Annotated in this window: 22 protein-coding genes and 1 tRNA gene; 16 read left to right on the top strand and 7 right to left on the bottom strand. The window is 71.3% G+C overall.

Annotation, left to right across the window (positions count from 1 at the left end; all coding sequences use genetic code 11):
* Positions 1-36 precede the first annotated feature (36 nt).
* The gene (locus DOO78_RS08135; protein WP_111469244.1) at positions 37-978 is read right to left on the bottom strand and encodes a threonine/serine dehydratase; all 942 of its coding nucleotides are present in this window, start codon (positions 976-978) and stop codon (positions 37-39) included.
* Between the two features lie 105 nt (positions 979-1,083).
* Here DOO78_RS08135 and DOO78_RS08130 point away from each other — a divergent pair, with 105 nt between their 5' ends.
* From DOO78_RS08130 to ptsP, 5 genes are all read left to right on the top strand, one after another.
* Complete coding sequence (locus DOO78_RS08130; protein ID WP_111469243.1) at positions 1,084-1,530, top strand: HPr kinase/phosphorylase; 447 nt, start codon at positions 1,084-1,086, stop codon at positions 1,528-1,530.
* Complete coding sequence (gene rapZ, locus DOO78_RS08125) at positions 1,527-2,558, top strand: RNase adapter RapZ (protein WP_111469242.1); 1,032 nt, start codon at positions 1,527-1,529, stop codon at positions 2,556-2,558. The genes DOO78_RS08130 and rapZ overlap by 4 nt, the downstream gene beginning before the upstream one ends.
* Complete coding sequence (locus DOO78_RS08120; RefSeq protein WP_111469241.1) at positions 2,555-2,995, top strand: PTS sugar transporter subunit IIA; 441 nt, start codon at positions 2,555-2,557, stop codon at positions 2,993-2,995. Before rapZ ends, DOO78_RS08120 begins: the two co-directional genes overlap by 4 nt.
* 62 nt (positions 2,996-3,057) lie before the next feature.
* Entirely contained in the window at positions 3,058-3,327 is a 270-nt protein-coding gene (locus tag DOO78_RS08115) for an HPr family phosphocarrier protein (protein ID WP_111469390.1), read from the top strand.
* A gap of 112 nt (positions 3,328-3,439) precedes the next feature.
* A complete protein-coding gene (gene ptsP, locus DOO78_RS08110) occupies positions 3,440-5,212 on the top strand; it encodes a phosphoenolpyruvate--protein phosphotransferase (RefSeq protein WP_408887568.1) in 1,773 nt (590 codons plus the stop codon).
* Positions 5,213-5,245: 33 nt separating this feature from the next.
* Here ptsP and DOO78_RS28390 read toward each other — a convergent pair whose 3' ends face one another.
* From DOO78_RS28390 to DOO78_RS08095, 4 genes are all read right to left on the bottom strand, one after another.
* Positions 5,246-5,371, bottom strand: a complete 126-nt coding sequence (locus DOO78_RS28390) for a hypothetical protein (RefSeq protein ID WP_279387776.1) — start codon at positions 5,369-5,371, stop codon at positions 5,246-5,248.
* 168 nt (positions 5,372-5,539) lie between these two features.
* Positions 5,540-6,784, bottom strand: a complete 1,245-nt coding sequence (locus tag DOO78_RS08105) for a hypothetical protein (RefSeq protein ID WP_111469239.1) — start codon at positions 6,782-6,784, stop codon at positions 5,540-5,542.
* Positions 6,785-6,902: 118 nt separating this feature from the next.
* Positions 6,903-8,648: a GMC family oxidoreductase gene (locus DOO78_RS08100; RefSeq protein WP_111469238.1), complete on the bottom strand. Its 1,746-nt coding sequence runs from the start codon at positions 8,646-8,648 to the stop codon at positions 6,903-6,905.
* An 88-nt stretch (positions 8,649-8,736) separates the two neighbouring features.
* A complete protein-coding gene (locus tag DOO78_RS08095; protein ID WP_111469237.1) occupies positions 8,737-10,053 on the bottom strand; it encodes a hypothetical protein in 1,317 nt (438 codons plus the stop codon).
* A 279-nt stretch (positions 10,054-10,332) separates the two neighbouring features.
* Between DOO78_RS08095 and DOO78_RS08090 the strand changes: the two genes are divergently transcribed.
* From DOO78_RS08090 to DOO78_RS08050, 9 genes are all read left to right on the top strand, one after another.
* Positions 10,333-12,033 carry a transglycosylase domain-containing protein gene (locus DOO78_RS08090; protein ID WP_243634452.1) on the top strand — a complete coding sequence of 567 codons (1,701 nt, stop codon included), beginning with the start codon at positions 10,333-10,335 and terminating at the stop codon, positions 12,031-12,033.
* Between the two features lie 98 nt (positions 12,034-12,131).
* Entirely contained in the window at positions 12,132-12,758 is a 627-nt protein-coding gene (locus DOO78_RS08085) for a histidine kinase dimerization/phospho-acceptor domain-containing protein (RefSeq protein ID WP_165838785.1), read from the top strand.
* 253 nt (positions 12,759-13,011) lie between these two features.
* Complete coding sequence (locus tag DOO78_RS08080; protein WP_111469234.1) at positions 13,012-14,064, top strand: amino acid ABC transporter substrate-binding protein; 1,053 nt, start codon at positions 13,012-13,014, stop codon at positions 14,062-14,064.
* Between the two features lie 113 nt (positions 14,065-14,177).
* Positions 14,178-15,380: an amino acid ABC transporter permease gene (locus DOO78_RS08075; RefSeq protein WP_111469233.1), complete on the top strand. Its 1,203-nt coding sequence runs from the start codon at positions 14,178-14,180 to the stop codon at positions 15,378-15,380.
* A 3-nt stretch (positions 15,381-15,383) separates the two neighbouring features.
* Positions 15,384-16,517 carry an amino acid ABC transporter permease gene (locus DOO78_RS08070; RefSeq protein WP_111469232.1) on the top strand — a complete coding sequence of 378 codons (1,134 nt, stop codon included), beginning with the start codon at positions 15,384-15,386 and terminating at the stop codon, positions 16,515-16,517.
* 13 nt (positions 16,518-16,530) lie between these two features.
* The gene (locus DOO78_RS08065; protein ID WP_111469231.1) at positions 16,531-17,316 is read left to right on the top strand and encodes an amino acid ABC transporter ATP-binding protein; all 786 of its coding nucleotides are present in this window, start codon (positions 16,531-16,533) and stop codon (positions 17,314-17,316) included.
* Between the two features lie 87 nt (positions 17,317-17,403).
* Entirely contained in the window at positions 17,404-19,290 is a 1,887-nt protein-coding gene (locus DOO78_RS08060) for a potassium transporter Kup (protein ID WP_408887567.1), read from the top strand.
* Between the two features lie 63 nt (positions 19,291-19,353).
* Positions 19,354-19,722 (top strand): hypothetical protein, encoded by a 369-nt coding sequence (locus DOO78_RS08055; RefSeq protein ID WP_111469229.1) that lies wholly within the window; start codon positions 19,354-19,356, stop codon positions 19,720-19,722.
* 98 nt (positions 19,723-19,820) lie between these two features.
* Entirely contained in the window at positions 19,821-20,057 is a 237-nt protein-coding gene (locus DOO78_RS08050) for a hypothetical protein (protein WP_111469228.1), read from the top strand.
* A 154-nt stretch (positions 20,058-20,211) separates the two neighbouring features.
* Here the strand turns inward: DOO78_RS08050 and DOO78_RS08045 are convergent.
* Positions 20,212-20,287 (bottom strand) — tRNA-Ala (locus tag DOO78_RS08045).
* A 162-nt stretch (positions 20,288-20,449) separates the two neighbouring features.
* Between DOO78_RS08045 and DOO78_RS08040 the strand changes: the two genes are divergently transcribed.
* Complete coding sequence (locus DOO78_RS08040; RefSeq protein WP_111469227.1) at positions 20,450-21,184, top strand: CoA transferase subunit A; 735 nt, start codon at positions 20,450-20,452, stop codon at positions 21,182-21,184.
* A 3-nt stretch (positions 21,185-21,187) separates the two neighbouring features.
* Positions 21,188-21,835, top strand: a complete 648-nt coding sequence (locus DOO78_RS08035; RefSeq protein ID WP_111469226.1) for a CoA transferase subunit B — start codon at positions 21,188-21,190, stop codon at positions 21,833-21,835.
* Positions 21,836-21,883: 48 nt separating this feature from the next.
* Here the strand turns inward: DOO78_RS08035 and DOO78_RS08030 are convergent, their stop codons facing one another.
* On the bottom strand, positions 21,884-22,336 hold the full coding sequence (locus DOO78_RS08030; RefSeq protein ID WP_111469225.1) for an Lrp/AsnC ligand binding domain-containing protein: 453 nt from the start codon (positions 22,334-22,336) through the stop codon (positions 21,884-21,886).
* Between the last annotated feature and the right edge of the window lie 75 nt (positions 22,337-22,411).

The raw sequence follows: 22,411 nt of genomic DNA, 5'->3' as shown, positions 1-22,411 counted from the left end.
GGGCCGCAGACGGCACGGGCCGGGCAGCCGCGGGGGTTACCCCGCGAGGCTGGCCGGGTCGCAATTGGCGCCGCAGACCAGCACCCCGACCCGCGCTCCGGCGGGCGGGCGCCAGGCGCCGCAGAGCAGCGCCGCCAGCGCCGTCGCCCCGCCCGGCTCGGCCGGGAGGCGTGCCGCATCCCACAGCCGGCGCTGCGCCGCGCGGATAGCCTCGTCCGGCACCAGCACGGTCCCGGCCACATGCTCCCGCGCCACGGCGAACATCAGCGCGCCCACCTGCTTCGCCCCGAGGCTGTCCGCGGCCAGGCCGCCGACCGGCGCCGGCACCGGCCGGCCGGCCCGCAGCGCGCTGGCGAGGGTGGGGCAGGCCTCCGGCTCGACGCCGATCACCTGCACGCCGCTGCCGGCATACCAGGCGGCCATGCCGCCGATCAGCCCGCCGCCGCCGACCGCGACCAGCAGATGCGTCAGGTCCGGCGCCTGCTCCTGGAACTCCAGCGCCACGGTGCCCTGGCCGGCCAGGACCTCCGGCTGGTCATAGGCATGCACGAGCAGGGCGCCGGTCTCGGCAGCGCGGGCCTCGCTCGCCAGCCGCGCCGCGTCATAGGCCTCGCCGCCCACCACCAGCCGGGCGCCATAGGCTTCGATCCGCGCCCGCTTGGCAGCGCCGGTGATGGCGGGGACGAAGATCTCCGCCGGCACGCCGAGCGCCCGCGCCGCATGGGCGACGGCGGCGCCGTGATTGCCGCCCGAGGCGGCGATCACCCCGGCCGGCGGCAGGGGGTTCGAGAGCATCCGGTTGAAGGCGCCGCGCGGTTTGAAGGAACCGCTTGCCTGCAACCCCTCCAATTTCAGTACAATATCGTTATCGATGCCGAGCTCCGTCCCGGCCAGCTGCAGCAGGGGGGTGCGCCGGACATGCGGAGCGATGCGGAGCGCGGCGGCGCGGATCGCCGCCTGATCAGGATGGGTCGACATGGCACGCCAGGGGTGGCATGCGCGATGCTGCGACGCAACCACGGGTGCCCTTGGAAGGCAACCGGCTTTCTGCCAAGGTCGGTCGCCTGTGTGGTGGCGACCAGGATGCTGCTTCATGCCAGTTCTGTCGCCCGCGGAGGGGACGCCGTGCTGTTGCTGGGTCCTCCGGGCTCCGGGAAGTCCGATCTCGTGCTGCGCCTGATCGATCGCGGCTGGCGGCTGGTGGCCGACGACCAGGTGGCGCTCGCGGCCGCGGCCGGGGAATTGCAGGCCGAGCCGCCGCCCGCGCTCCGCGGCATGCTGGAGGTGCGCGGCCTTGGCCTGTTCCGCGACCTGCCGGTCGCCGCGCCGGCGACGCTCCGCCTGGTGGCGCGGCTGGTGCCGCGGGCGGAGGTGCCGCGCCTGCCGGCGCCGGAGCGCTGGAGCGAGGCGGGCATCGCCCTGCCGCTGATCCGGCTGGACGCCTTCGCCGCCTCGGCCGCGGCGCGGCTCGCCCTGGCGCTCGATGCCGCGCTCGGCCGTGCCCGGCAGCAGGTGGGCGCCTTCGCATGACCGAGGCGCCCGCCGTGCGGCCGGTGGTGCTGGTCACCGGCCTCTCCGGGGCCGGCAAGGCCTCCATCCTCCGGGTGCTGGAGGATCTCGGTTTCGAGACGGTGGACAACCCGCCGCTCAAGGTCCTCGAGGAGCTGGTCGAGGACGGCGACGCGCCGATCGCCGCCGGCATCGACACCCGCACCCGCGGCTTCGTGCCGACCGGGGCGCTGGTCACCCTGGCCCGCCTGCGGCGCAAGCCTGGCATCGCGGTGACGCTGGTCTTCGCCACCGCCGAGGATGCGGTGCTGCTGCGCCGCTTCACCGAGACGCGGCGGCGCCACCCGCTGGCGCCGGGCGGCTCGCTCGGCAACCGGGTGATCGACGGCATCGCCCGGGAATCGGCGCTGCTGGCGCCGCTGCGCGACGCGGCCGACTTGGTGGTGGATACCTCGGACCTGCCGCTGCCGGGCCTGCGGCAGATGATCGAGCGCCGCTTCCGCCCGGAGGGCGCGACCGGCCTCGCCATCCAGGTGATGTCCTTCGCCTTCCCGCGCGGCCTGCCGCGGGAGGCCGACCTGGTCTTCGACATGCGCTTCCTGCGCAACCCGCACTACGTCCCGGCCCTGAAGCCGCAGACCGGGCGCGACCCGGCGGTGGCCGCCTATGTCGAGGAGGACCCGGACTTCCCCGCCTTCTGGGCGCGGCTGACCGGCTTCATCGACCCGCTGCTGCCGCGCTACGTGGCCGAGGGCAAGAAATACCTGACCATCGCAGTCGGGTGCACCGGCGGCCGGCACCGCTCGGTCCTTGTCGCGGAGCGCCTGGCTGACCATCTTCGCTCGGCTGGATGGCGTGCGGATGTAACGCACCGGGAGCTGGCCCAAAGGGAGTTGGCTCAGCGGGAGCTTGCGGGCATGGACCCGGGGGCGCTACCCGCTCATCGCAGTGCCCCGTCCCCCGCATCGCGCGAGGGGGCAGGCGGAGATGCCGTCCCCTCTCCACAGGCCGGGACGGGGGGTCGGGAGGCCCTGACACGCACCCCATGATTGGATTGGTTCTCGTCACCCATGGCCGGCTTGCCGATGAGCTTCGTCTCGCCATGGAACATGTCGTCGGCCCGCAGCGGGCGGTCGCGACCGTCTGCATCGGTCCGGACGACGACATGGAGCGGCGGCGGCAGGATATCCGCGAGAGCATCGCCGCCGTCGACCAGGGCGACGGCGTGGTGGTATTGACGGACATCATGGGTGGCACCCCCTGCAACCTTGCCGTCTCGCTCGCCGACCGCAAGCAGGTCGAGGTCATCGCAGGGGTGAACCTCCCGCTGCTGGTCAAGCTCGCCAAGATCCGCTCATCCGAACCCCTGGCCGAGGCGGTCGACCATGCCGCCGCGGCCGGCCGCAAATACATCGCAGCCGCCGGCGACCTCCCGAACGGGATCGCCCGGGTCAATGGCCGTGCGAACGGAGGAACCAAGCCGTGAGCCACACTGCCACACAGCCGTTCGACATCCACGCCGCCACCTGCGGCTGCGGCGAGGGCGAGATGGTGCTGCGACGGAGCCTCACGATCCGCAACAGCCGCGGCCTGCATGCCCGGGCGGCGGCCAAGCTGGTGACGCTGGCCGAGCGCTTCTCCGCCTGCCTGCACGTCTCCTGCGGCGGGCAACGGGTGCCGGCCTGCTCCATCATGGGGCTGATGATGCTCGGCGCCAGCCAGGGCACCACGATCGAGATCGAGGCCGAGGGCTGGGACGCCAAGGAGGCGCTCGAGGCGGTGGCCGGCCTGGTCGAGGCCGGTTTCCATGAAGAATGACGGCACCGAGCCAGCGGAGGGGCTGAGCGCCAAGGGCCCGGGAGGGCCCGCGGGCAGTGCCCCGGGCGGGTTGGAGCGCGCCGCGGAGACGCCGCGCCGGGCCGGCCGGACCATGCGCGAGCAGGTGGTGCGCGGCATCGCCATCGCCCCCGGCATCGCCATCGGCCCGGTCTACGACACCACCGAGATCCCGGCCGAGGCGCCGCGCCGCGGCATCGCCCCGGCCGAGGTGGAGGCGGAGCGGCAGCGCCTGGCCGATGCCGTCGCGCTCTCGCGCAAGCAGATCGGCAAGCTGAAGACCCGGCTCGGCATCCTGCCCGAGGAGGCGCAGGAGGAGCTGGCGCCGCTGCTCGACGCCTATGTCCTCATGCTCGGCAATTCCCGGCTGCTGCGCGGCGCCCGCAAGCGCATCGAGAGCGGGCTGGTCGCCGCCGAGACCGCGGTGGGGGACGAGGCGGAGGCGATCGCCGCCCTGATCATGGCGGCCAAGGACGACGACCGCGCCGGGCTGAAGCGCCGCGCCGACGAGGTGCGCGAGATCGCCCGCCGGCTCACCCGCAACCTGACCGCGACGCCCTTCCGCAGCCTCAAGGACGTGCCCGAGGGGGCGATCCTGGTGGCCGAGGAGCTGACGCCGGCGGATGCGGCGCTGCTCGACCCCGCCCGCATCGCCGGCGTCGCCACCGAGGAGGGGGGCGCCGACGGCCATACCGCCATCATGCTGCGCGCCCTCGGCATCCCCTCCGTCCTCGGCTGCGTCGGGCTGACCGGCAGCGTGACCCGCGGCGACCGGGCGGTGCTCGACGGCAGCGCCGGCACCATCGTGCTGCGGCCGGGCGAGAAGGCGCTGGAGAAGGGCAAGGAGGCGCTCGCCGCCTTCGCCAAGGAGCGGCAGAAGCTCGCCAAGCTGCGCCGCCTGCCGGCGGTGACGACGGATGGCGAGGCGGTGGAGCTGCAGGCCAACCTGGAGATCCCGGCCGAGCTGCCGCTGATCGCCCAGGCCGGCGCCCAGGGCATCGGGCTGCTGCGCACCGAATTCCTCTTCATGAACCGCGAGGACCTGCCGGACGAGGAGGCGCAGACCCTGGCCTATGCCCAGGTGCTGGAGGCGATGGGCGGCGACCCGGTCACCATCCGTGTGCTCGACTGGGGCGGCGAGAAGGACATGGAGGCGCTGAGCCAGGGCATCGCGCCGACCCATGCCGGGCCCAACCCGGCGCTCGGCCTGCGCGGCCTCCGGCTGCTGCTGAAGCGGCCGGAGCTGCTGGAGGCGCAATTCGCCGCCATCCTCCGCGTCGCCGACCGCGGCAGCACCCGCATCCTGCTGCCGCTGGTCACCAACCCCTCCGAGGTGAAGCAGGCGCGCGAGATCTACGAGCGCGTCGCCCGCCGGCTGCGCCGCAAGGGCGTGCACCTGCCGGAGAAGCTGCCCGAGCTCGGCTGCATGATCGAGACGCCGGGCGCCGCGCTGGCCGCCGATGCCATCGCGCTGGAGGCCGATTTCTTCGCCATCGGCACCAACGACCTCGCCATGTACACCCTGGCCGTCGACCGGGCCGAGGCCGAGGTCTCGCATCTCTACGATCCGCTGCACCCGGCGGTGCTGCGGCTGATGCAATTCGCCACCGAGGCGGCGCTGCGCCTGCGCATGCCGGTCTCGGTCTGCGGCGAGATGGCGGGCAACCCGCGCCTGGTGCCGCTGCTGCTCGGCCTCGGCATCCGGACGCTGTCGATGAATGCCAGCGCCATCCCGCGGGTGAAGCAGATGGTCCGGGCGCTCGATATCGGCGACTGCGCGCGCTTCGCCCGGCGGGTGATGGAGCAGTCGGACCCGCAGCGCATCCATGAGCTCGTCATGAATTTCGGCACCGGCGGGAAGGACTAACCCCGGCGGCTGCCGGGGGAGCGATTCGGGGGCTCAGCTCCGGCGCGTCTTGCGCCGGGGCGGCCGCGCCGCCTTGGTCGCCGCCCGCTTCATGGCCGCCGAGGCCTCGCGGCGGGCCGCCGTCGCCCAGCGATTGGCGGCGCTGAGCCAGAGGCTCATCAACGGGTTCTTCTTCGTCCACGGTCTCGGCATCGCGCGCATCCCCGATGATGCGCTGCAAAACGCCCTATCGGGGGCGCTGTTCCCGGCCGCGGCGCGGCTAGGGCGCCGGCGCCCCGGGGCCGTTTATACCAGGCGCAGGACGGGGCAACCGTCCTGCGCTCCTTATCAGACAAGCCGGAAATTCGCCTCGTGCAGCGCCGCCGCATGCAGCCCGGCGAAGGTCACCGCGCCGCCGGCGAGCGTCAGCACGGCGTTGCCGGTGCCGTCGTCATGCAGCGCCGCCATCACCTCGGCCAGGTTGTCGATGCCGTCGGGATCGGCGGTGACCTCGACCACCGCGCCGCGCGCCGCGCCGAAGCCGATGATGGTGGTGTCGGCATACTGCGTCGTGCCGACGACGAGGCCGGTCGAGAGGTCGTGCAATGTGGCCTGGGCCGCATCCAGATGCACGGCGTTGCCGCTGCCGCGCAGGGTGATGTCGCCGATGCCGGAGAAGGTGACGTCGGCACCGCCGCTGCCGGCGACGATGACGCTGCCCGCCATCGCCCCCGGCGCCACGATATGGTTGCCCACGCCGCCGAGATGGAGGTCGTAGAGGGTGCCGCCGTAGTCGCTCATCTGAAAGGCGATCTCGGCGCCGCCGCTGCCGCCGGAGACCGTGGCGTGCGAGGCGATGCCGTCCACGCGGTTGCCGGCGCCGGCGAGGCGGATCGTCACGTCCGAGCCGATGCCGTAGATGCTGCCCACATGCACCGTGTCGGCGCCGCTGCCGGCGGTGATGTCGTAGGTGCCGTAGCCGGTGGTGATCTCGTTGTGCAGCCCGCTGGTCCGCAGCGTGCCGGTGCCCCAGCCGAGGTCGTAGGTGCCCTCGCCGCTGCCGCCGATCAGGGTAATGTGGCCGTCGAGCGGATAGCGGCCGCCGGTCGCCTGGTTGCTGAAGCTGTTGCCGAGGCCGCTGAAATGCACGGTGGTGGCGACCGCGTAGCCGCCATTGCCGTAGAGGTCGAGGCCGCTGACCACCACGCTGGCGGCGCCGGCGCCGGCGACGATGTCGTTGGTCCCGAGGCCGACCGTGACCTGGTTGCCGCTGCCGCCGAGGCTGACATGGTTGGTGCCGTTGCCGAGCTCGAGCGTGGTGCCGCCGCTCCAGCTGGTGACGGTGAAGTCGGCATCGCCGCCATGGAGAATGTTGCCGGTGCCGTTCAGCTTGATGGTGGTGGCGAGGCCGAAGGCGCCGTCATAGAGGCTGCCGGCGAAGACCTCGGCCTCGCCATAGCGGCCGGCGCTGATCGTGTCGCTGCCGCCATTGCCGTAGAGGGTGTTGCCGGCGCCGGCGGCGATGATGAGATCATCGCCCGCGGTCCCCTGCAGGGTGGCATGGCCAGCCGCGGGTCCGATGATGGTGGTCATGCTGTGCCTCGATACGCTGAAAGCGAGACAATCATAGAGTATTTAAACCAGAAGTTATATTAACTTTGGAACAGAGGCGCCAGGGGAGCGTGGGGCATCGCCCCCCTGCGCGCGCCCTTCAGGCCGGGTCGGCGCCGCTCAGCACCCGGGCCGGGCTTGGCGCCGCCAGGATCGCGTCGGCGATCTTCTCGGCCGTCATCAGCACCGGGAAATTGGTGTTGGCGCAGGGCACCACCGGGAAGATGGAGGCATCCACCACCCGCAACCCCTCGATGCCGCGCACCCGCCCCTCGGTATCGACCACCGCCATCGGGTCGTCCTCCGCCCCCATGCGGCAGGAGCAGGAGGCGTGCCAGACGCCGATGGTGGCCTTGCGGATGAAGGCCTCCAGCGCCTCCTCGTCCTCCATCACCTGGCGGAAGGTGAAGCCCTCGACCACGTAGCGCTCGATCAGCCAGGAGCGCAGCGCCTGCGGCCCGTCGAGCAGCGCGGCGACGGCGCGGGTCAGCCAGCGGTTGCGCTCGTTCACCACGCCGATCGCCCGCACCCGGTCGCTATAGGCGGCGGGGAAGGGGTCGGTGGTGACGGCGGCGAGCGGGCCGCTGAGCTGGATCGCCGCCAGCATGCGGAAGCCGGCCATCAGCCGGTCGAGGTCGCGGCGGTCGGAGAGCAGGTTGAACTCCACCTGCGGCTCGTCCTGCCAACGGGTCGAGGCAAGGCGGACCTGGCCGCTCTCGGAATAGGTCTTGTTCACGAAGGCCAGCAGCGAGCCGATCTGCTGCCCGACGGAATGCCAGGCCGACTTGCTGGCGACGCAGACGAACATGTCGCCCTGCGGCGCCTCCGGGATGCCGGAGGAGTAGCGCAGGCCGAGCAGGATGTGCCGGCGGGACTGCGCATCGTCCAGCCGCGCCGGGCGGCGGATGAAGGAGGAGAGGGCGATGGAGGGGTGGTCCATCAGCCGCTGGCCGACGCCGGGCAGCGCCGCCCGCACCGCGATCCCCATCTCCCGCAGATGCCCGACCGGGCCGATGCCGTTGCGCAGCAGCATGGCGGGCGAGTGGATGGCGCCGGAGGAGAGGATGATCTCCCGGCCGCGGAACTCCCGCTCCTGGCCATCGACGAGGGCGGTGACGCCGACGCAGCGCGTCCCCTCGAAGAGCAGCCCGGTCGCCTGGGTGCGGGTGGAGATGGTGAGGTTGCCGCGCTGGCGCACCTGCTCGCTCAGGTAGCCGAGGGCGGCGGACATGCGCTGCTTGCCGTCGATCGAGACGGTGACGGGGAAGTAGCCGTCCTCGAAGGGGCCGTTCTGGTCGGGCAGGTATTTGAAGCCGGCCTGGCGGAAGGCCTCGGCCGCCGCCCGGCTGTGCTCGCACCAGCGCTCGCGCGGGATGCGGGTGACGGTGATGTGGCCGTCCTGGCCGTGCCACTCATCGGCGATGTCGAGGTCGCGCTCGACCTTGCGGAAATAGGGCAGCACCGCGTCCCAGTGCCAGCCGGCGGCGCCGCGCGCGGCCCATTCGTCGTAATCGGTCGGGGCGCCACGATTGGCCATCTGGCCGTTGATCGAGGAGCCGCCGCCCAGCACCCGCGCCTGTTCGTATTTCCGCAGCGGCGGCGGCGCCGCCTCGGGGTTGTTGTGCGAGACGACCTGGGTGCGGACCTTCAGATCGGTCCAGTGGAAGCGCGGGTCGAAATAGGCGGTGCCGGGATAGGTGTCGGCGATCTCCTTCGGCACCTGCCCGGGCGGCGTGTCCTGGCCGGCCTCGAGCAGCAGCACGCGGTTGGCGCCGCGCGCCGAGAGGCGGTTGGCCAGCACCGAGCCTGCCGAGCCGCCGCCGACGATGATGTGGCTGTAGTCCACGCCCTGTTCCCCCCGACCGTTTCGTATCGGGGAGAGAGGCTAGAACCGATTGCCGCGGGGTGGAACCGGCCGCCGGCGCGCGGCCCCGTCACGGCGCGGCCGCGCCGGCCGATGCGGGGTCCGCCGGGGCGCCCATCGGGGAGGCCGTGGCCACCGGCACGGCCTTCCGCTCCGGCTCCGCCGGCCGCAGCTTGCCGACCACCCCCTCGATCGCGGCATCCAGCGTCTTCAGCACCGTCTCGAGCGCATAGCCGAGGAAGAAGGCCCAGGCCGCGATGGTCAGGCTGACGCTGCCGAGCGTCACCGGCGCGTCGGTGCCGAAGACCAGGGCGAGCAGCCCGCCGAAGACCGCCGCGAGCACGATGCGCCCGATGGCTGCCAGGCCGTCGCGCGCCGTCAGCGTCGCGGTCCGCAGCACCTCGTTCATGCGCCGCAGCACATAGACGCCGCCGCCGATGCCGCCGAGCAGCAGCGGCAGCAGATAGCCCGAGAGGCCCTGCACCGCTTCGTTGGTCCGCAACTCGGTCCGCCGCCAGTCGGCGGCATGGTCGGGCAGCAGCTCGGCCGGCGCCGCCGCGCAGGGATCGCCGCCCCGGCCGAACCAGTGCAGCGGGTTGAGCCGCAGCATGTCGCAATTCCAGGCGGCGAGGCGGGCAAAGACCAGCATCTCGCGCTTCTGCTGCTGCACCAGCTCGCTGCACAGGGTCTGGGCCTGCGGCTTGACCGGCAGCAGCCGGTATTCGACCGCGGTGAGGCCGGCTTTCGGCGGGTCGATCGACCAGCACATCTCGAGGGCGGTGAGCGCCGAACGCCTGGCCACCGCATCCTCCTGGGGGATCAGGGTCTCCTCGCCCTGGTAGAAGCGCCGGAGCTCGAAATCGGTCTGGCGGTCGAGCTTCCAGAGCGCGCCATAGCTGCGGTCGAGATCGGCCCGCACCAGGGCGAGCTGCCCGACGACGCGCCGCCCCTCATCGGCCTTGAGCAGCAGGAAGATCGCGGCCAGGCCCGCCAGCAGCAACCCCAACTGGATGCCGAGCACGCAGTGGCGCAGCCGGCGGGCGCGCTGCGCCTCGGCGGGCGCGATGCCGGCCTCCGCTCCGAAGAGATAGGCCCGGGTCAGGCGGATGGAGGTCGCGGTGGCCGGCGCCGCGGCGCGGCCGAGCAGGTCGACCGAGCGGACCAGCGCGGCGAACCGGGCCGGATCGGCGGCGACCGCCGCGGGCTCGGCGATCATCAGCCCCGGATCCACCTCGTCCATCTCGCGCGGCGAGGCTCCCACCAGGGCGCGGCTTGGCCGCTCGGCGAGGAAGGTGAGGAGCGCGAGGCCGTCCCGCTGCAGCCGGGCGATCTGCGCCAGGGGGGCTGCATCCCCCGGGCCTGGCAGGCTCTGCTCGTCTCTCGGCATGGCGGGATTCCCATCCTGGGCGGGCCCGCGCCGCGGGCCGCACGGCGCGACGGTCCGTTCCAGCGGTCCTTTCCGGCGGTCCTTTCCCTGGCCCGAATCCGCCGGCCCCTCTATGCTCCGCCGCACATGCCGCCGGCCCCCGCTGCCCGCGCGCGCCGCCCGGCAGCCCCCGCACCGGCCCGGGCGCCGCGGTCGGCCCCCGCCGCCTCCCCCCGCCCAGAACCCGCCCGGTCCCCGCGCCGGCGCGGCCGCACGCTGCTGGGCCTGGCGGTCCAGGGGGTGATCTTCGGCCTGCTCGGCCTCTGCCTCGTGCTGCTCTGGTTCTGCTGGGACCTGCCGCGGGTGGATGGCATCCCGGCGGCGAGCCGCCGCCCCTCCGTCACCCTGGTCTCGGCCGATGGCGCCATGCTGGCCACCCAGGGCGACCTTTATGGCGAGACGGTGCGGTTGCGCGACCTGCCGCCCTATCTGCCCGCCGCCCTCATCGCGGTGGAGGACCGGCGCTTCCGCAGCCATTGGGGCCTCGACCCGTTCGGCATGGCGCGCGCCGCCCTGGCCAATTGGCGGGCGGGGGAGGTGGTGCAGGGCGGCTCCACCCTCACCCAGCAGCTCGCCAAGAACCTCTTCCTCTCGACCGAGCGCACCACCCGCCGGAAGGTGCAGGAGGCGCTGCTCGCCCTCTGGCTGGAGCGGCGCTTCAGCAAGAACCAGTTGCTGGAGATCTATCTCAACCGCGTCTATCTCGGTGCCGGCGCCTTCGGCGTGGATGCCGCGGCGCGGCTGTTTTTCGGCGTCCCGGCGAAGCGGGTGACGCTCTGGCAGGCGGCGATGCTGGCCGGGCTGCCCAAGGCGCCCTCGCGGCTGAACCCGCGTGCCTCGCCCGACCTCGCCGTCTCCCGCGCCTCCGAGGTGCTGGAGGCGATGGTGGCGACGGGCGCCATCACCCGCACCCAGATGGAGGGGGAGCTCGGGCGGATGCACCTGCCGCAGCCGGCTTCCCGCCAGGCCGGCTGGTTCGCCGACTGGGCGCTCGAGGACCTGGCCGAGACCTTCCCCGGCAATGCCGACCTGCTGCTGCGGGCGACGCTGAACGCCCGGCTGCAGGCCGGGGTGGAGGCACGGCTGGAGGCGCTGCTCGCCGGGCCAGGCGCGCGGGCGGGCGTCGGCCAGGGGGCGGTGGTGGTGCTGGAGGCGGCGACCGGGGCGGTCCGCGCCATGGCGGGCGGCCGGGATTTCCATGCCAGCCAGTTCAACCGGGCCACCAGCGCCCGCCGCCAGCCCGGCTCCGCCTTCAAGCCCTTCGTCTTCCTGGCCGCGCTGGAGAAGGGCCTGCGGCCGGAGGACGAGGTCTCCGACGCGCCGCTCACCCTCGGCGGCTGGTCGCCGGGCAACGGCGCCTGGCGGCCGCGCGGCGAGATCAGCCTGGAGGAGGCACTGGCGCAATCGGTGAACACCGCCGCGGTGCGGGTGCTGTTCCGCGGCGGCGGCCCGCGGGCGGCGGCCGATGTGGCGCGCCGGCTCGGGCTCGATGGCCGCTTCCCGAAGGATGCCTCCATCGCGCTCGGCACCGGCGAGGTGACGCTGCTGGACCTGACGGCGGCCTATGCCGCCTTCGCCAATGGCGGGATGCGGGTGACGCCCTTCAGCATCGCCGGGGCCAGCGCGACCGGCGCCAGCCTGCCGGTGCCGCGTCCGGCGCCACGGCGGGTGGTGGCGCCCGAGGACGCGGCGGCGATGCGGCGGATGCTGGAGGCGGTGGTGCGGAGCGGCACCGGCCGGGCCGCCGCCTCGGCCCGGGTGGCGGGCGGCAAGACCGGCACCACCCAGGATTTCCGCGATGCCTGGTTCGTCGGCTTCACCGGCGCCGGCCATGTCGTCGGCGTCTGGCTGGGCAATGACGATGGGCGGCCCATGGACAGCGTCACGGGCGGCAGCCTGCCGGCGCGGCTGTTCCGCGAGATCGTCGAGATGGGACTGTAGCCGGATTGCCGCAGTGTGGCGGATTGCATCAGCCGCTCGGCTGCGTGATCGCGGCTGGGGTAGTAATGGATGCCGCGTCAGACAGCGGGATCGGATCGATGCGATCGGACGAGGCGAGGCTGCGGCGCCAGGCGGAGAGGATGGCGGCGATCGGCCGGCTGGCCCGCACGGTGCAGCACGACATCAACAACCTGCTGACCGTCATCCTCGCCAACCTCGAGATGCTGAAGCGCACGGCCGCCGAGGGCGCGCCGCAGCGCCAGCTCAACCGGGTGGAGGAGGCGGCGCGGCGCTTCGACGGCACCAGCCGCGCCATCCTCTCCCTGATCCGCCGCCCCGCCGGCGAGGTGGTGCCGATCCGGCTCAGCGAGACGCTGGAGGCCCTGCAGCCGCTGCTGCACATGATCCTGCCCGCCCCGGGCGCCTTTGCCCTGACCCTGGCGAAGCAGGACCCGCCGGTGCTGATCGAGCGCAGCGCCTTCGAGGAGGCGCTGCTCGCCCTGGCGCAGCAGATCGCCGAGGCGCAGCTCCGCGGCCCGGCCCTGGACCTGCGCGTGGCCGAGGAGGCGGAGGCGGGCATCCTCGACCTGACCTTGCCCGCCGACCTCGCCGAGGCGGCCCGGGCGCAGCTCGCCACCCTGGTGCGCGGCGCCGGGGGGCGGGTCGAGCCCGGCCCGGACGGGGAGGGGCTGCGGCTCCGCCTGCCGCGCCACGACCCGGCCTGACGGCCGCCGCCGCCGCTTGTCGGGGCACCGAGTGCCGCCAAGCCGGGCAGGGGGGCCTGCCGGCAACCCCGGCGGGGCCGCGGATCACGGCAGCTTGCGTCGCAAAATCATGGGCTTCCCGGTAACCGCCAGGGCCGGCCGGCGGGAACGCGGCGATGCGCATTGCGCTTCCCCGTCCTGCTGGCGCAGCATTTGCTGGGCATAACGACAGGGAACGCCGCCCCAAGGCGGCAGGAACGGGAGACGTGGTTTGATGCAGCCCTGTGGGCTTTCGCTTGCGCGCGCCTGTGTGCAGACCCTGGGCGCCGCGGTGCTCGGTCTCGGCCTGACGCTGACCCCATCGGCGCGGGCGCAGCAGACGCCGGCCAATACGCTGGATGCGGTGAAGGCGCGCGGCCAGCTCGTCTGCGGCGTGAACACCGGCCTGGCGGGCTTCGCCCAGCCGGACAGCCAGGGCGTCTGGCGCGGCTTCGATGCCGAGTATTGCCGGGCCATCGCCGCTGCCCTCTTCGGCGATGGCAACAAGGTCCGCTTCGTGCCGACCACGGCGCAGGTGCGCTTCACCGCGCTGCAATCCGGCGAGGTGGACGTTCTCTCGCGCAACACCACCTGGACCCTGTCGCGCGACACCTCGCTCGGCCTCGATTTCGCGGCGACCAATTTCTATGACGGCCAGGGCTTCATGGTGAAGACCAGCCTCGGCCTGAAATCGGCCAAGGAGCTGGAGGGGGCGACGATCTGCGTCCAGCCCGGCACCACCACCGAGCAGAACCTCAGCGACTGGGCGCGGGCGAACAAGGTCCGCTTCACCCCGGTGGTGATCGAGCGGCTGGAGGAGCTGACCAGCGCCTATGTCTCCGGCCGCTGCGATGCCTACACCACCGATGTCTCCGGCCTCGCCGCGGTGCGCAGCGCCCAGCCCAAGCCCGAGGACCACAGCATCCTGCCGGAGGTGATCAGCAAGGAGCCGCTGGCGCTTGGCGTGCGGCAGGGCGATGCCCGCTTCGCCGACATCGTCCGCTGGACGCATTTCCTGCTGCTGTCCGCCGAGGAATTCGGCATCACCCAGGCCAATGTCGACAAGATGGGCAATGATCCGCGGCCGGAGGTGCAGCGCATCCTCGGCAAGAATGGCGGCCTCGGCCCCATGCTCGGCCTGAGCGAGGACTGGGCGGTGAAGGTGATCAAGGCGGTCGGCAATTACGCCGAGCTCTTCGACCGCACCCTGACGCCGATCGGCATCAAGCGCGGGCCGAACGCGCTCTGGAACAATGGCGGGCTGCAATTCTCGCCGCCCTTCCGGTGATCCCGGGCGCCGGCCCCCATCGGTGGCCGGCGCACCCCCATGGCGGCGGGCCGGATCGCGCCCGGCCCCGCCGGCTCTCCGCCTGACAACCCCTGCCGAGGAAGAGGGCGCCCATGTCCCAGTCCACCACCGATCCCCGGGCGTTCCGGGCGCCGCCGAGACGCCCGCTGCGCCTGTCCTGGTCGGATGAGCGGGTCCGCGGCATCGTCTGGCAGGTGCTGGTCGTCGGCCTGCTCGGGGCCGTCGTCTGGTGGCTCTGGTCGAATACGGTGCACAACCTCGAGGTGCGGCGCATCGCCACCGGCTTCGGCTTCCTCCGCCGCGAGGCCGGGCTGCCCATCGCCGAGAGCCTGATCGAGTACAACCCGACCGACACCTATCTGCGGGCGCTCACCGTTGGGCTGCTGAACACGTTGAAGGTGGCGGTGGTCGGCATCGTGCTGGCGACGTTGATCGGCACGCTGGTCGGCATCGCCCGGCTGTCGCGCAACTGGCTGCTGGCCAGGCTCGCCGCGATCTATGTCGAGGTGATCCGCGACCTGCCGCTGCTGCTGCAGCTTCTCTTCTGGTACGCGATCCTGCAGGGCCTGCCCGGGCCGCGCCAGGCGATGCAGCCCGTGGCCGGCATCTTCCTCTCCAACCGCGGCCTGAAGATGCCCTGGGTGGAGTGGCAGGACGCGCATTCCTTCGCCCTTCTCGCCTTCGTCCTCGGCGCGGTGGGCACCTGGCTGTATCGCCGCGCGGCGCTGCAGAAGCAGATGCAGGACGGCCAGCCGCGGCGCCTCTGGCCGGTCGCGCTCGGGGCGATGGTGGCGCTGCCGCTGGCGGTCTGGGCCGCCTTCGGCGCGCCCTGGACCATCGACTGGCCGGAGCTGCGCGGCTTCAACTTCCGGGGCGGCATGACGATCTCGCCCGAGTATTTCGCGCTGCTGCTCGGCCTCACCCTCTACACCGCCGGCTTCATCGCCGAGATCGTGCGCGCCGGCATCCTGGCCGTGCCGCAGGGGCAGTGGGAAGCGGCGCAGGCGCTCGGCCTGCATCCCGGCCAGGTGCTGAACCGCATCGTGCTGCCGCAGGCGCTGCGCGTCATCATCCCGCCGATGACCAGCCAGTACCTCAACATCACCAAGAACAGCTCGCTCGCCGTCGCCATCGGCTACCAGGACATCGTCTCGATCGCCAACACGACGCTGAACCAGACCGGCCAGGCGATCGAGGGCATCGCCATCATCATGCTGGTCTACCTGACGATCAGCCTGAGCATCAGCCTCTTCATGAACTGGTACAATGCGCGCATCGCGCTGGTGGAGCGCTGAGCCATGAGCGACCTGACGCTCGAGACCTCCGTCGCCAAGGTGCCCGAGGCGGCGCCGCGCAGCCCGCCGGCCAGCCAGATCGGCCTCGTCGGCTGGCTGCGGACCAACCTTTTCTCCTCCTGGCTGAACAGCGCGGTGACGCTGCTGGTCGCCTATCTGGTGATCCGCTGGCTCATCGGCTTCGTCGAATGGGGCATCGTCAACGCCGTCTGGTCGGTGCCGAACAATCAGACCCAGGCCTGCCGCGACCTCAAGGGCATCGGCGCCTGCTGGGCGGTGGTGACGGAGAAGCACCGCTTCATCCTCTTCGGCACCTACCCCTATGAGGAGCATTGGCGGCCGGCGCTCTGCATCCTGCTCTTCGTCGGACTCTATGTCGTCTCCGCCATGCGCCGCTTCTGGCGCAAGGAGCTGGCGCTGGTCTGGATCGCGGTGCTGGCGGCGATCGGCGTGCTGATGTGGGGCGGCGTCCTCGGCCTCTCCTACGTGCCGCAGGAGCGCTGGGGCGGCCTCGTCATCACCCTGATCCTGGCGACCTTTGGCCTCGCCTTCGCCTTCCCGCTGGCGATCCTGGTGGCGCTCGGCCGCCGCTCGAGGCTGCCGGCGATCAAGGCGATCTGCGTGCTGTATGTGGAGCTGATCCGCGGCGTGCCACTGATCTCGTTGCTCTTCATGGCCAGCGTGATGTTCCCGCTCTTCCTGCCGGAGGGGATGAACATCGACAAGCTGCTGCGGGCACAGATCGCCATCATCCTCTTCGCCGGCGCCTATCTGGCGGAGGTGGTGCGCGGCGGGCTGCAGGCCCTCTCCAAGGGGCAGTACGAGGCGGCGGACGCGCTCGGCCTCTCCTACTGGAAGAAGACCGGGCTCATCATCCTGCCGCAGGCGCTGCGGCTGGTGATCCCGCCGCTGGTCAACACCTTCATCGGCTTCTTCAAGGACACCTCGCTGGTGCTGATCATCGGCATCTTCGACCTGCTGACCGCCGGCAAGACCGCGATCATCGAGCCGGCCTGGCAGGGCTTCGGCGTCGAGGTCTACCTGACGGTCGGCGCCATCTACTTTGTCTTCTGCTTCGCCATGTCGAAATACAGCCAGCGGCTGGAGGCGGAGTTCAACCGCCACCGGCGGCGCTGAGGAGGATCAGCCGATGAGCGAGACCCTGGAGCACATCGCCTCCGCCGCCCGCGCCGACGCGCCGCCGGCCATCGTCCTCGACAAGGTCAACAAGTGGTTCGGCACCATGCATGTGCTGCGCGACGTTTCGCTGAACGTTGCGACCGGCGAGCGGGTGGTGATCTGCGGCCCCTCGGGCTCGGGCAAGTCCACCACCATCCGCTGCATCAACCGCCTGGAATCGCACCAGGAGGGCCGCATCCTGGTCAACGGCATCGAGCTGACCGACGACGTGAAGGCGCTGGACGACATCCGGCGCGAGGTCGGCATGGTGTTCCAGAGCTTCAACCTCTTCCCGCACCTCACCATCCTCGAGAATTGCACCCTCGCCCCGATCTGGGTCCGCCGGATGCCGAAGAAGGAGGCCGAGGCGCTGGCGATGGACTACCTCACCCGGGTGCGCATCCCGGAACAGGCGAAGAAGTATCCTGGCCAGCTCTCGGGCGGCCAGCAGCAGCGCGTCGCCATCGCCCGCGCCCTCTGCATGAAGCCGAAGATCATGCTCTTCGACGAGCCGACCAGCGCCCTCGACCCGGAGATGATCAAGGAGGTGCTGGACACCATGGTCGGCCTGGCCGAGACCGGCATGACCATGATCTGCGTCACCCACGAGATGGGCTTCGCCCGCAAGGTCGCCGACCGCGTCGTCTTCATGGACCGCGGCGAGGTGGTGGAGATGGGCACCCCGGCGCAGGTCTTCGAGAACCCGCAGACGGAACGGCTGAAGACCTTCCTCAGCCAGATCCTGCGGGGCCACTGAGGCGGGGCCGGCGGGCGGAGCCAACTGCTTGCAAGGGCCGTGGCCGCAGCTTAAGCCTGCCGGCCGACCTCCCCCCGGAGCGCCCGCTTGACCGCCTCTCCCCAACCCGCCCAGAGCAGGGCGGTCACCTTGCCCCTGCTGCTTGGCGTGCTCGGCGTCGTCTACGGCGACATCGGCACCAGCCCGCTCTACGCGCTGCGCGCCGCGTTGCTGCATTTCTCCGCCGACGGGATCGAGCGCTGGGAGATCCTCGGGATCCTCTCCCTCATCATCTGGGCGCTGATCCTGACGGTGACGGTGAAATACGTCCTGCTCATCCTGCGGGCCGACAACAAGGGGGAGGGCGGGATCCTGGCGCTGATGGCGCTCGCCCAGCGCATCGCCGGCAGCGACCGCTCGCGCCGGGCCGTCATGCTGCTCGGCATCACCGGCGCCGCCCTGTTCTTCGGGGACGGCATCATCACCCCCGCCATCTCCGTCCTCTCGGCGATGGAGGGGCTGAAGGTCGCCTCGCCGGTCTTCGAGCCGATGATCATCCCCGGCTCCATCGTCATCCTCATCGCGCTCTTCATCGTGCAGTACCGCGGCACCGGCAGCATGGGCGCGATCTTCGGCCCGGTCATGGCGCTCTGGTTCGGCGTGCTCGGCCTGCTCGGCATCGTCGAGATCCTGCGCGAGCCGGAGGTGCTGAGCGCCATCTCGCCGCATCACGCCATCGCCTTCTGCATCCATTACCGGCTGGCGGCCTTCATCGCCTTCGGCTCGGTCGTGCTGGCGGTGACGGGGGCGGAGGCGCTCTATGCCGATATGGGGCATTTCGGCCGCAGACCGATCCAGCTCGCCTGGAGCTTCTTCGTCCTGCCGGCGCTGGCGCTGAACTACATGGGCCAGGGCGCCCTGCTGCTGAGCGATGCGCGGGCGCTCGACAACCCCTTCTTCCTGCTGGCGCCGGAGATCCTCCGCCTGCCGCTGGTGGTGCTGGCGACGGCGGCGACCATCATCGCCTCCCAGGCCATGATCTCCGGCGCCTTCTCCATCGCCCGGCAGTGCATCCAGCTCGGCTTCCTGCCGCGGCTGACGGTGCGCCATACCTCGGAGACCGAGGAGGGGCAGATCTACCTGCCGCAGATCAATTTCGCCCTGCTGGCCGGCGTGCTGGTCCTGGTGCTGTCCTTCCACACCTCGGACAGCCTGGCCGCCGCCTATGGCATCGCGGTGACCGGCACCTTCGTCTGCACCTCGCTGCTCGCCGTGCTGGTCTTCCGCCGGCAGTTCCACTGGCCGGCGCTCGGCGTCGCCCTGGTCTTCCTGCCGCTGCTGGTGCTCGATTCCGCCTTCTTCTTCTCGAACGTGCTGAAGATCCCGGAGGGCGGCTGGGTGCCGCTGGTGCTCGGCGCCGGCCTCTTCACCCTGATGCACACCTGGAAGCGCGGCCGCGACCTGCTCTTCTCCCGCTTCCGCCAGGACAGCCTGCCGCTGAAGAGCTTCCTCGCCCGCCTGCCGCAGAGCCGCACGCTGCGGGTGCCGGGCATCGCCGTCTTCATGACTGGCCAGGCCGACTACGTGCCCAATGCGCTGCTGCACAACCTCAAGCACAACAAGGTGCTGCACGAGCGCGTGGTCTTCGTCACGGTGCTGAACGAGGACGTGCCGCAGGCCGGCCCCGGCCGGCGCCGCGAGGTGACCGAGCTCGCCCCGGGCATCCATCGCGTCATCCTCCGCTACGGCTTCCAGGAAAGCCCGAACATCCCGCGCGAGCTGGAGGCGTTGAACCAGCACGGCGTGGCCTTCGAGGCGATGCAGGCGAGCTATTTCCTGGGGCGGGAGACGCTGGTCGCCGCGGTGGTGCCGAAGATGTCGCACTGGCGGCAATGGCTGTTCACGCTGATGTCGCGCAACGCCGTCCCGGCGACGGAGTTCTTCCGCATCCCCTCCGACCGCGTGGTCGAGCTTGGCGTGCGGGTGGCCATCTGAACCGGCGGGCATGGCGGGCGTTCGCCCGTCATCAGGAGCCGGGAAAGCGGGGAAGGGATCGGGATGCCCGTGGTGACGCTGGTGGTGGCGGCTGGCCCCGGTTATCCGCAGGGAAGCCCCGACCATCGCTACGAGATGACGGTCGAGCTGACGCCGGGCGGGCATCTGGACGCCAAGGCCTGGGCCGAGGCGCCGCAGCCCTGGCCGGCCCGGCGGCTCTGGCCGGGCGGGTTGTCGCGCGAGGGCGACGTGCATTTCGACCCGGACACCGAGGGTTGGTCGATCCGGCTCTTCCCCGGCCCGGGCGAGGCGGCGGATGCGCCGCTGCATGCCCAGCTCCGCAATGCTGGCCAGCTCCGCCCCGGCGCCTATGTGACCATCGCCGAACCGAACGGCGTGGAATATTCCTACCGCGTCGTCGGCGTGGTCTGAGAGCGGAATGGTTGCGGCCGCCATGACCGGGGGCTAGGACAGCGGGAGAGGACAACGCCGACCGACAACAAGGCGCCCGACGCCCGGAGGTCCCGCCCATGTTCAAGACCGACCGCTGGCACCCCATGGACTCCGCGCCGCGCGACGGCACCGTGCTCTGCCTCGCCGATGGCCGCGAGGCGGTGACGGGCAGTTGGGACGGCGAGGCTTGGGTTCTCTTCCCGGAGGAGGAGCAGCGCGGCCGGTTGGATCCGCGGCATTTCCGGCCGACCTGCTGGATGCGGGTCGAGTTCACGCCGCATCTGCCGCGCACCGCCCCGGGTGGGGTGGTCTAGGCACTTCCGCCAACCTCGCCGCCCGTTTCCTGCCGCCCGCCCCCTGGCGATGCGGCCCTGGTGGTTCGGGGTCGGTCGTGGTCAGGGCGAGAGGGCAGCCTGGCACCGCACAAGAAAACGCCGGCCCCGATCACTCGGCGGCCGGCGTTTAATCTGGTGGAGCCAATCGGAATCGAACCGACGACCTCTTGAATGCCATTCAAGCGCTCTCCCAACTGAGCTATGGCCCCCCGGTTGGGTGCGGGGCGTATAACCCCGCCCCGCGGGCGCCGCAAGAGCCTGTCGGTGCGTTTTCGGCAACCCCTCCGCCGGCCCGCGCGGCCCCTGGCGTTTCCGCTTCGCGCCGTTCTGCATTAGGGTGCGGCCGGCCGCGGGCCGAGAGGAGGATGCGCATGGGCAAGGTGTACCGGGATGCGAAGGAGGCCCTGTCTGGCCTGCTGCGCGACGGCATGATGATCCATTCCGGCGGCTTCGGCCTGTGCGGCATCCCGGCGCTGCTGATCGAGGCGATCCGCGACAGCGGCGTGAAGGACCTGACCATCGTCTCGAACAATGCCGGCATCGACGATGCCGGCCTCGGCCTGCTGCTGAAGACCCGGCAGGTGAAGAAGATGATCAGCAGCTATGTCGGCGAGAACAAGACCTTCGCCGAGCAATTCCTGGCCGGGGAGCTGGAGATCGAGTTCAACCCGCAGGGCACGCTGGCCGAGCGCATCCGGGCCGGCGGCGCCGGCATCCCCGCCTTCTACACCAAGACCGGCGTCGGCACCGAGGTGGCGAAGGGCAAGCCCACCGCCGAGTTCGACGGCGAGACCTATGTGATGGAGCGCGGCATCGTCGCCGATCTGGCGATCGTGCATGCCTGGACGGGCGATACCGAGGGGAACCTCGTCTACCGGAAGACCGCGCGCAACTTCAACCCGATGATGGCGACGGCGGCGAAGGTGACGGTGGCGCAGGTCGAGCACCTGGTGCAACCGGGCGAGATCGATCCCGACCATGTCCACACGCCAGGCGTCTTCGTGCAGCGCATGATCCAGTGCCCGGCGGGGTACGAGAAGCGCATCGAGCAGCGCACCGTGCGCCAGCGTGCCACGGCCGGCGCCGCCGCCGGCGAGGAGGTCTGACCCATGCCCTGGACCCGCGACCAGATGGCCGCCCGTGCCGCCCGCGAGCTGCAGGACGGCTTCTACGTCAATCTCGGCATCGGCATCCCGACGCTGGTGGCGAACCACGTCCCGGCCGGGATCAACGTGCAGCTCCAGTCCGAGAACGGCATGCTCGGCCTCGGCCCCTTCCCCTATGCGGGCGAGGAGGATCCGGACCTGATCAATGCCGGCAAGCAGACCATCACCGAGCTGCCGACCAGCTCCTATTTCAGCAGCGCCGACAGCTTCGCCATGATCCGCGGCGGGCATATCGACCTCTCGATCCTCGGCGCGCTGCAGGTGGCGGCGAATGGCGACCTCGCCAATTGGATGATCCCCGGCAAGATGGTGAAGGGGATGGGCGGCGCCATGGACCTCGTCGCCGGGGTGAAGAAGGTGGTGGTGCTGATGGAGCACACCGCCGGCGGCAAGCCGAAGCTGCTGAAGCAGTGCAGCCTGCCGCTGACCGGGGCGCGGGTGGTGGACATGGTCATCACCGAGCTCGCGGTGTTCGAGCTGGCCCGCAAGGGCGAGACCGAGCTGCGGCTGATCGAGCTGGCGCCCGAGGTGACGCTCGAGGAAGTGCAGGCGAAGACCGAGGCGCCCTTCACCCCCGCCTTCCGGAACTGACCTCGACGCCCCCGATGCCCGGGCGCATCGGGGGCCCGCCTGGCGGCCTCAGATCGGCAGGTCGCCGCTGGCCTTGACCTCCTCCATCACCGTGTAGGTATGGGTCTGCCGGATGCCCGGCAGGCCGAGCAGCGTGCCGCCGAGGAAGGCGCGGAAGGCGGCCATGTCGCGCACCCGCACCTTGATCAGGTAGTCGAAGCCGCCCGCCACCATGTGGCATTCCATGATCTCGGGCGTGTCGCGCACCGCGGCGGCGAAGCGCTCGAAGATGCCGGCGCTGGTATGGTCGAGCGTGACCTCGACGAAGACCAGCAGCGCCCGGTCGAGCTTCGCCGGGTTGAGGCGCACCGTGTAGCCCTCGATGATCCCCTCCTGCGCCAACCGCCGCACCCGCTCATGCGTGGCCGGCGGGCTGAGATGCGCCTGCCGCGCCAGCTCCACATTCGGCATGCGGCCATCCTTCTGCAGCAGTCGCAACAGGCGGCGGTCGAGCTGGTCCATCGGGCCGAATCTTTCATGGGGAATGGGGCGATCACGCTCCACCGATTCCATGCAAAGGTACCAAATACGAACAAA

It is taken from the genome of Roseicella frigidaeris (genome assembly GCF_003258945.1).
Lineage (GTDB): Bacteria > Pseudomonadota > Alphaproteobacteria > Acetobacterales > Acetobacteraceae > Paracraurococcus > Paracraurococcus frigidaeris.
Note: the sequence above shows the minus strand (reverse complement) of the source record. Positions and strands in the feature narration are given on the sequence as shown.

What these genes read in the sequence shown, in the direction of transcription:
- DOO78_RS08030 (WP_111469225.1), bottom strand. Translation starts at nt 22,336, where the DNA reads ATGGACCAGCTCGACCGCCGCCTGTTGCGACTGCTGCAGAAGGATGGC.
- DOO78_RS08130 (WP_111469243.1), top strand. Translation starts at nt 1,084, where the DNA reads ATGCTGCTTCATGCCAGTTCTGTCGCCCGCGGAGGGGACGCCGTGCTG.
- ptsP (WP_408887568.1), top strand. Translation starts at nt 3,440, where the DNA reads ATGCGCGAGCAGGTGGTGCGCGGCATCGCCATCGCCCCCGGCATCGCC.
- DOO78_RS28390 (WP_279387776.1), bottom strand. Translation starts at nt 5,371, where the DNA reads ATGAGCCTCTGGCTCAGCGCCGCCAATCGCTGGGCGACGGCGGCCCGC.
- DOO78_RS08075 (WP_111469233.1), top strand. Translation starts at nt 14,178, where the DNA reads ATGTCCCAGTCCACCACCGATCCCCGGGCGTTCCGGGCGCCGCCGAGA.
- DOO78_RS08115 (WP_111469390.1), top strand. Translation starts at nt 3,058, where the DNA reads ATGGTGCTGCGACGGAGCCTCACGATCCGCAACAGCCGCGGCCTGCAT.
- DOO78_RS08055 (WP_111469229.1), top strand. Translation starts at nt 19,354, where the DNA reads ATGCCCGTGGTGACGCTGGTGGTGGCGGCTGGCCCCGGTTATCCGCAG.
- DOO78_RS08065 (WP_111469231.1), top strand. Translation starts at nt 16,531, where the DNA reads ATGAGCGAGACCCTGGAGCACATCGCCTCCGCCGCCCGCGCCGACGCG.
- DOO78_RS08135 (WP_111469244.1), bottom strand. Translation starts at nt 978, where the DNA reads ATGTCGACCCATCCTGATCAGGCGGCGATCCGCGCCGCCGCGCTCCGC.
- DOO78_RS08080 (WP_111469234.1), top strand. Translation starts at nt 13,012, where the DNA reads ATGCAGCCCTGTGGGCTTTCGCTTGCGCGCGCCTGTGTGCAGACCCTG.
- DOO78_RS08050 (WP_111469228.1), top strand. Translation starts at nt 19,821, where the DNA reads ATGTTCAAGACCGACCGCTGGCACCCCATGGACTCCGCGCCGCGCGAC.
- DOO78_RS08070 (WP_111469232.1), top strand. Translation starts at nt 15,384, where the DNA reads ATGAGCGACCTGACGCTCGAGACCTCCGTCGCCAAGGTGCCCGAGGCG.
- DOO78_RS08105 (WP_111469239.1), bottom strand. Translation starts at nt 6,784, where the DNA reads ATGACCACCATCATCGGACCCGCGGCTGGCCATGCCACCCTGCAGGGG.
- DOO78_RS08035 (WP_111469226.1), top strand. Translation starts at nt 21,188, where the DNA reads ATGCCCTGGACCCGCGACCAGATGGCCGCCCGTGCCGCCCGCGAGCTG.
- rapZ (WP_111469242.1), top strand. Translation starts at nt 1,527, where the DNA reads ATGACCGAGGCGCCCGCCGTGCGGCCGGTGGTGCTGGTCACCGGCCTC.
- DOO78_RS08040 (WP_111469227.1), top strand. Translation starts at nt 20,450, where the DNA reads ATGGGCAAGGTGTACCGGGATGCGAAGGAGGCCCTGTCTGGCCTGCTG.
- DOO78_RS08085 (WP_165838785.1), top strand. Translation starts at nt 12,132, where the DNA reads ATGCGATCGGACGAGGCGAGGCTGCGGCGCCAGGCGGAGAGGATGGCG.
- DOO78_RS08095 (WP_111469237.1), bottom strand. Translation starts at nt 10,053, where the DNA reads ATGCCGAGAGACGAGCAGAGCCTGCCAGGCCCGGGGGATGCAGCCCCC.
- DOO78_RS08120 (WP_111469241.1), top strand. Translation starts at nt 2,555, where the DNA reads ATGATTGGATTGGTTCTCGTCACCCATGGCCGGCTTGCCGATGAGCTT.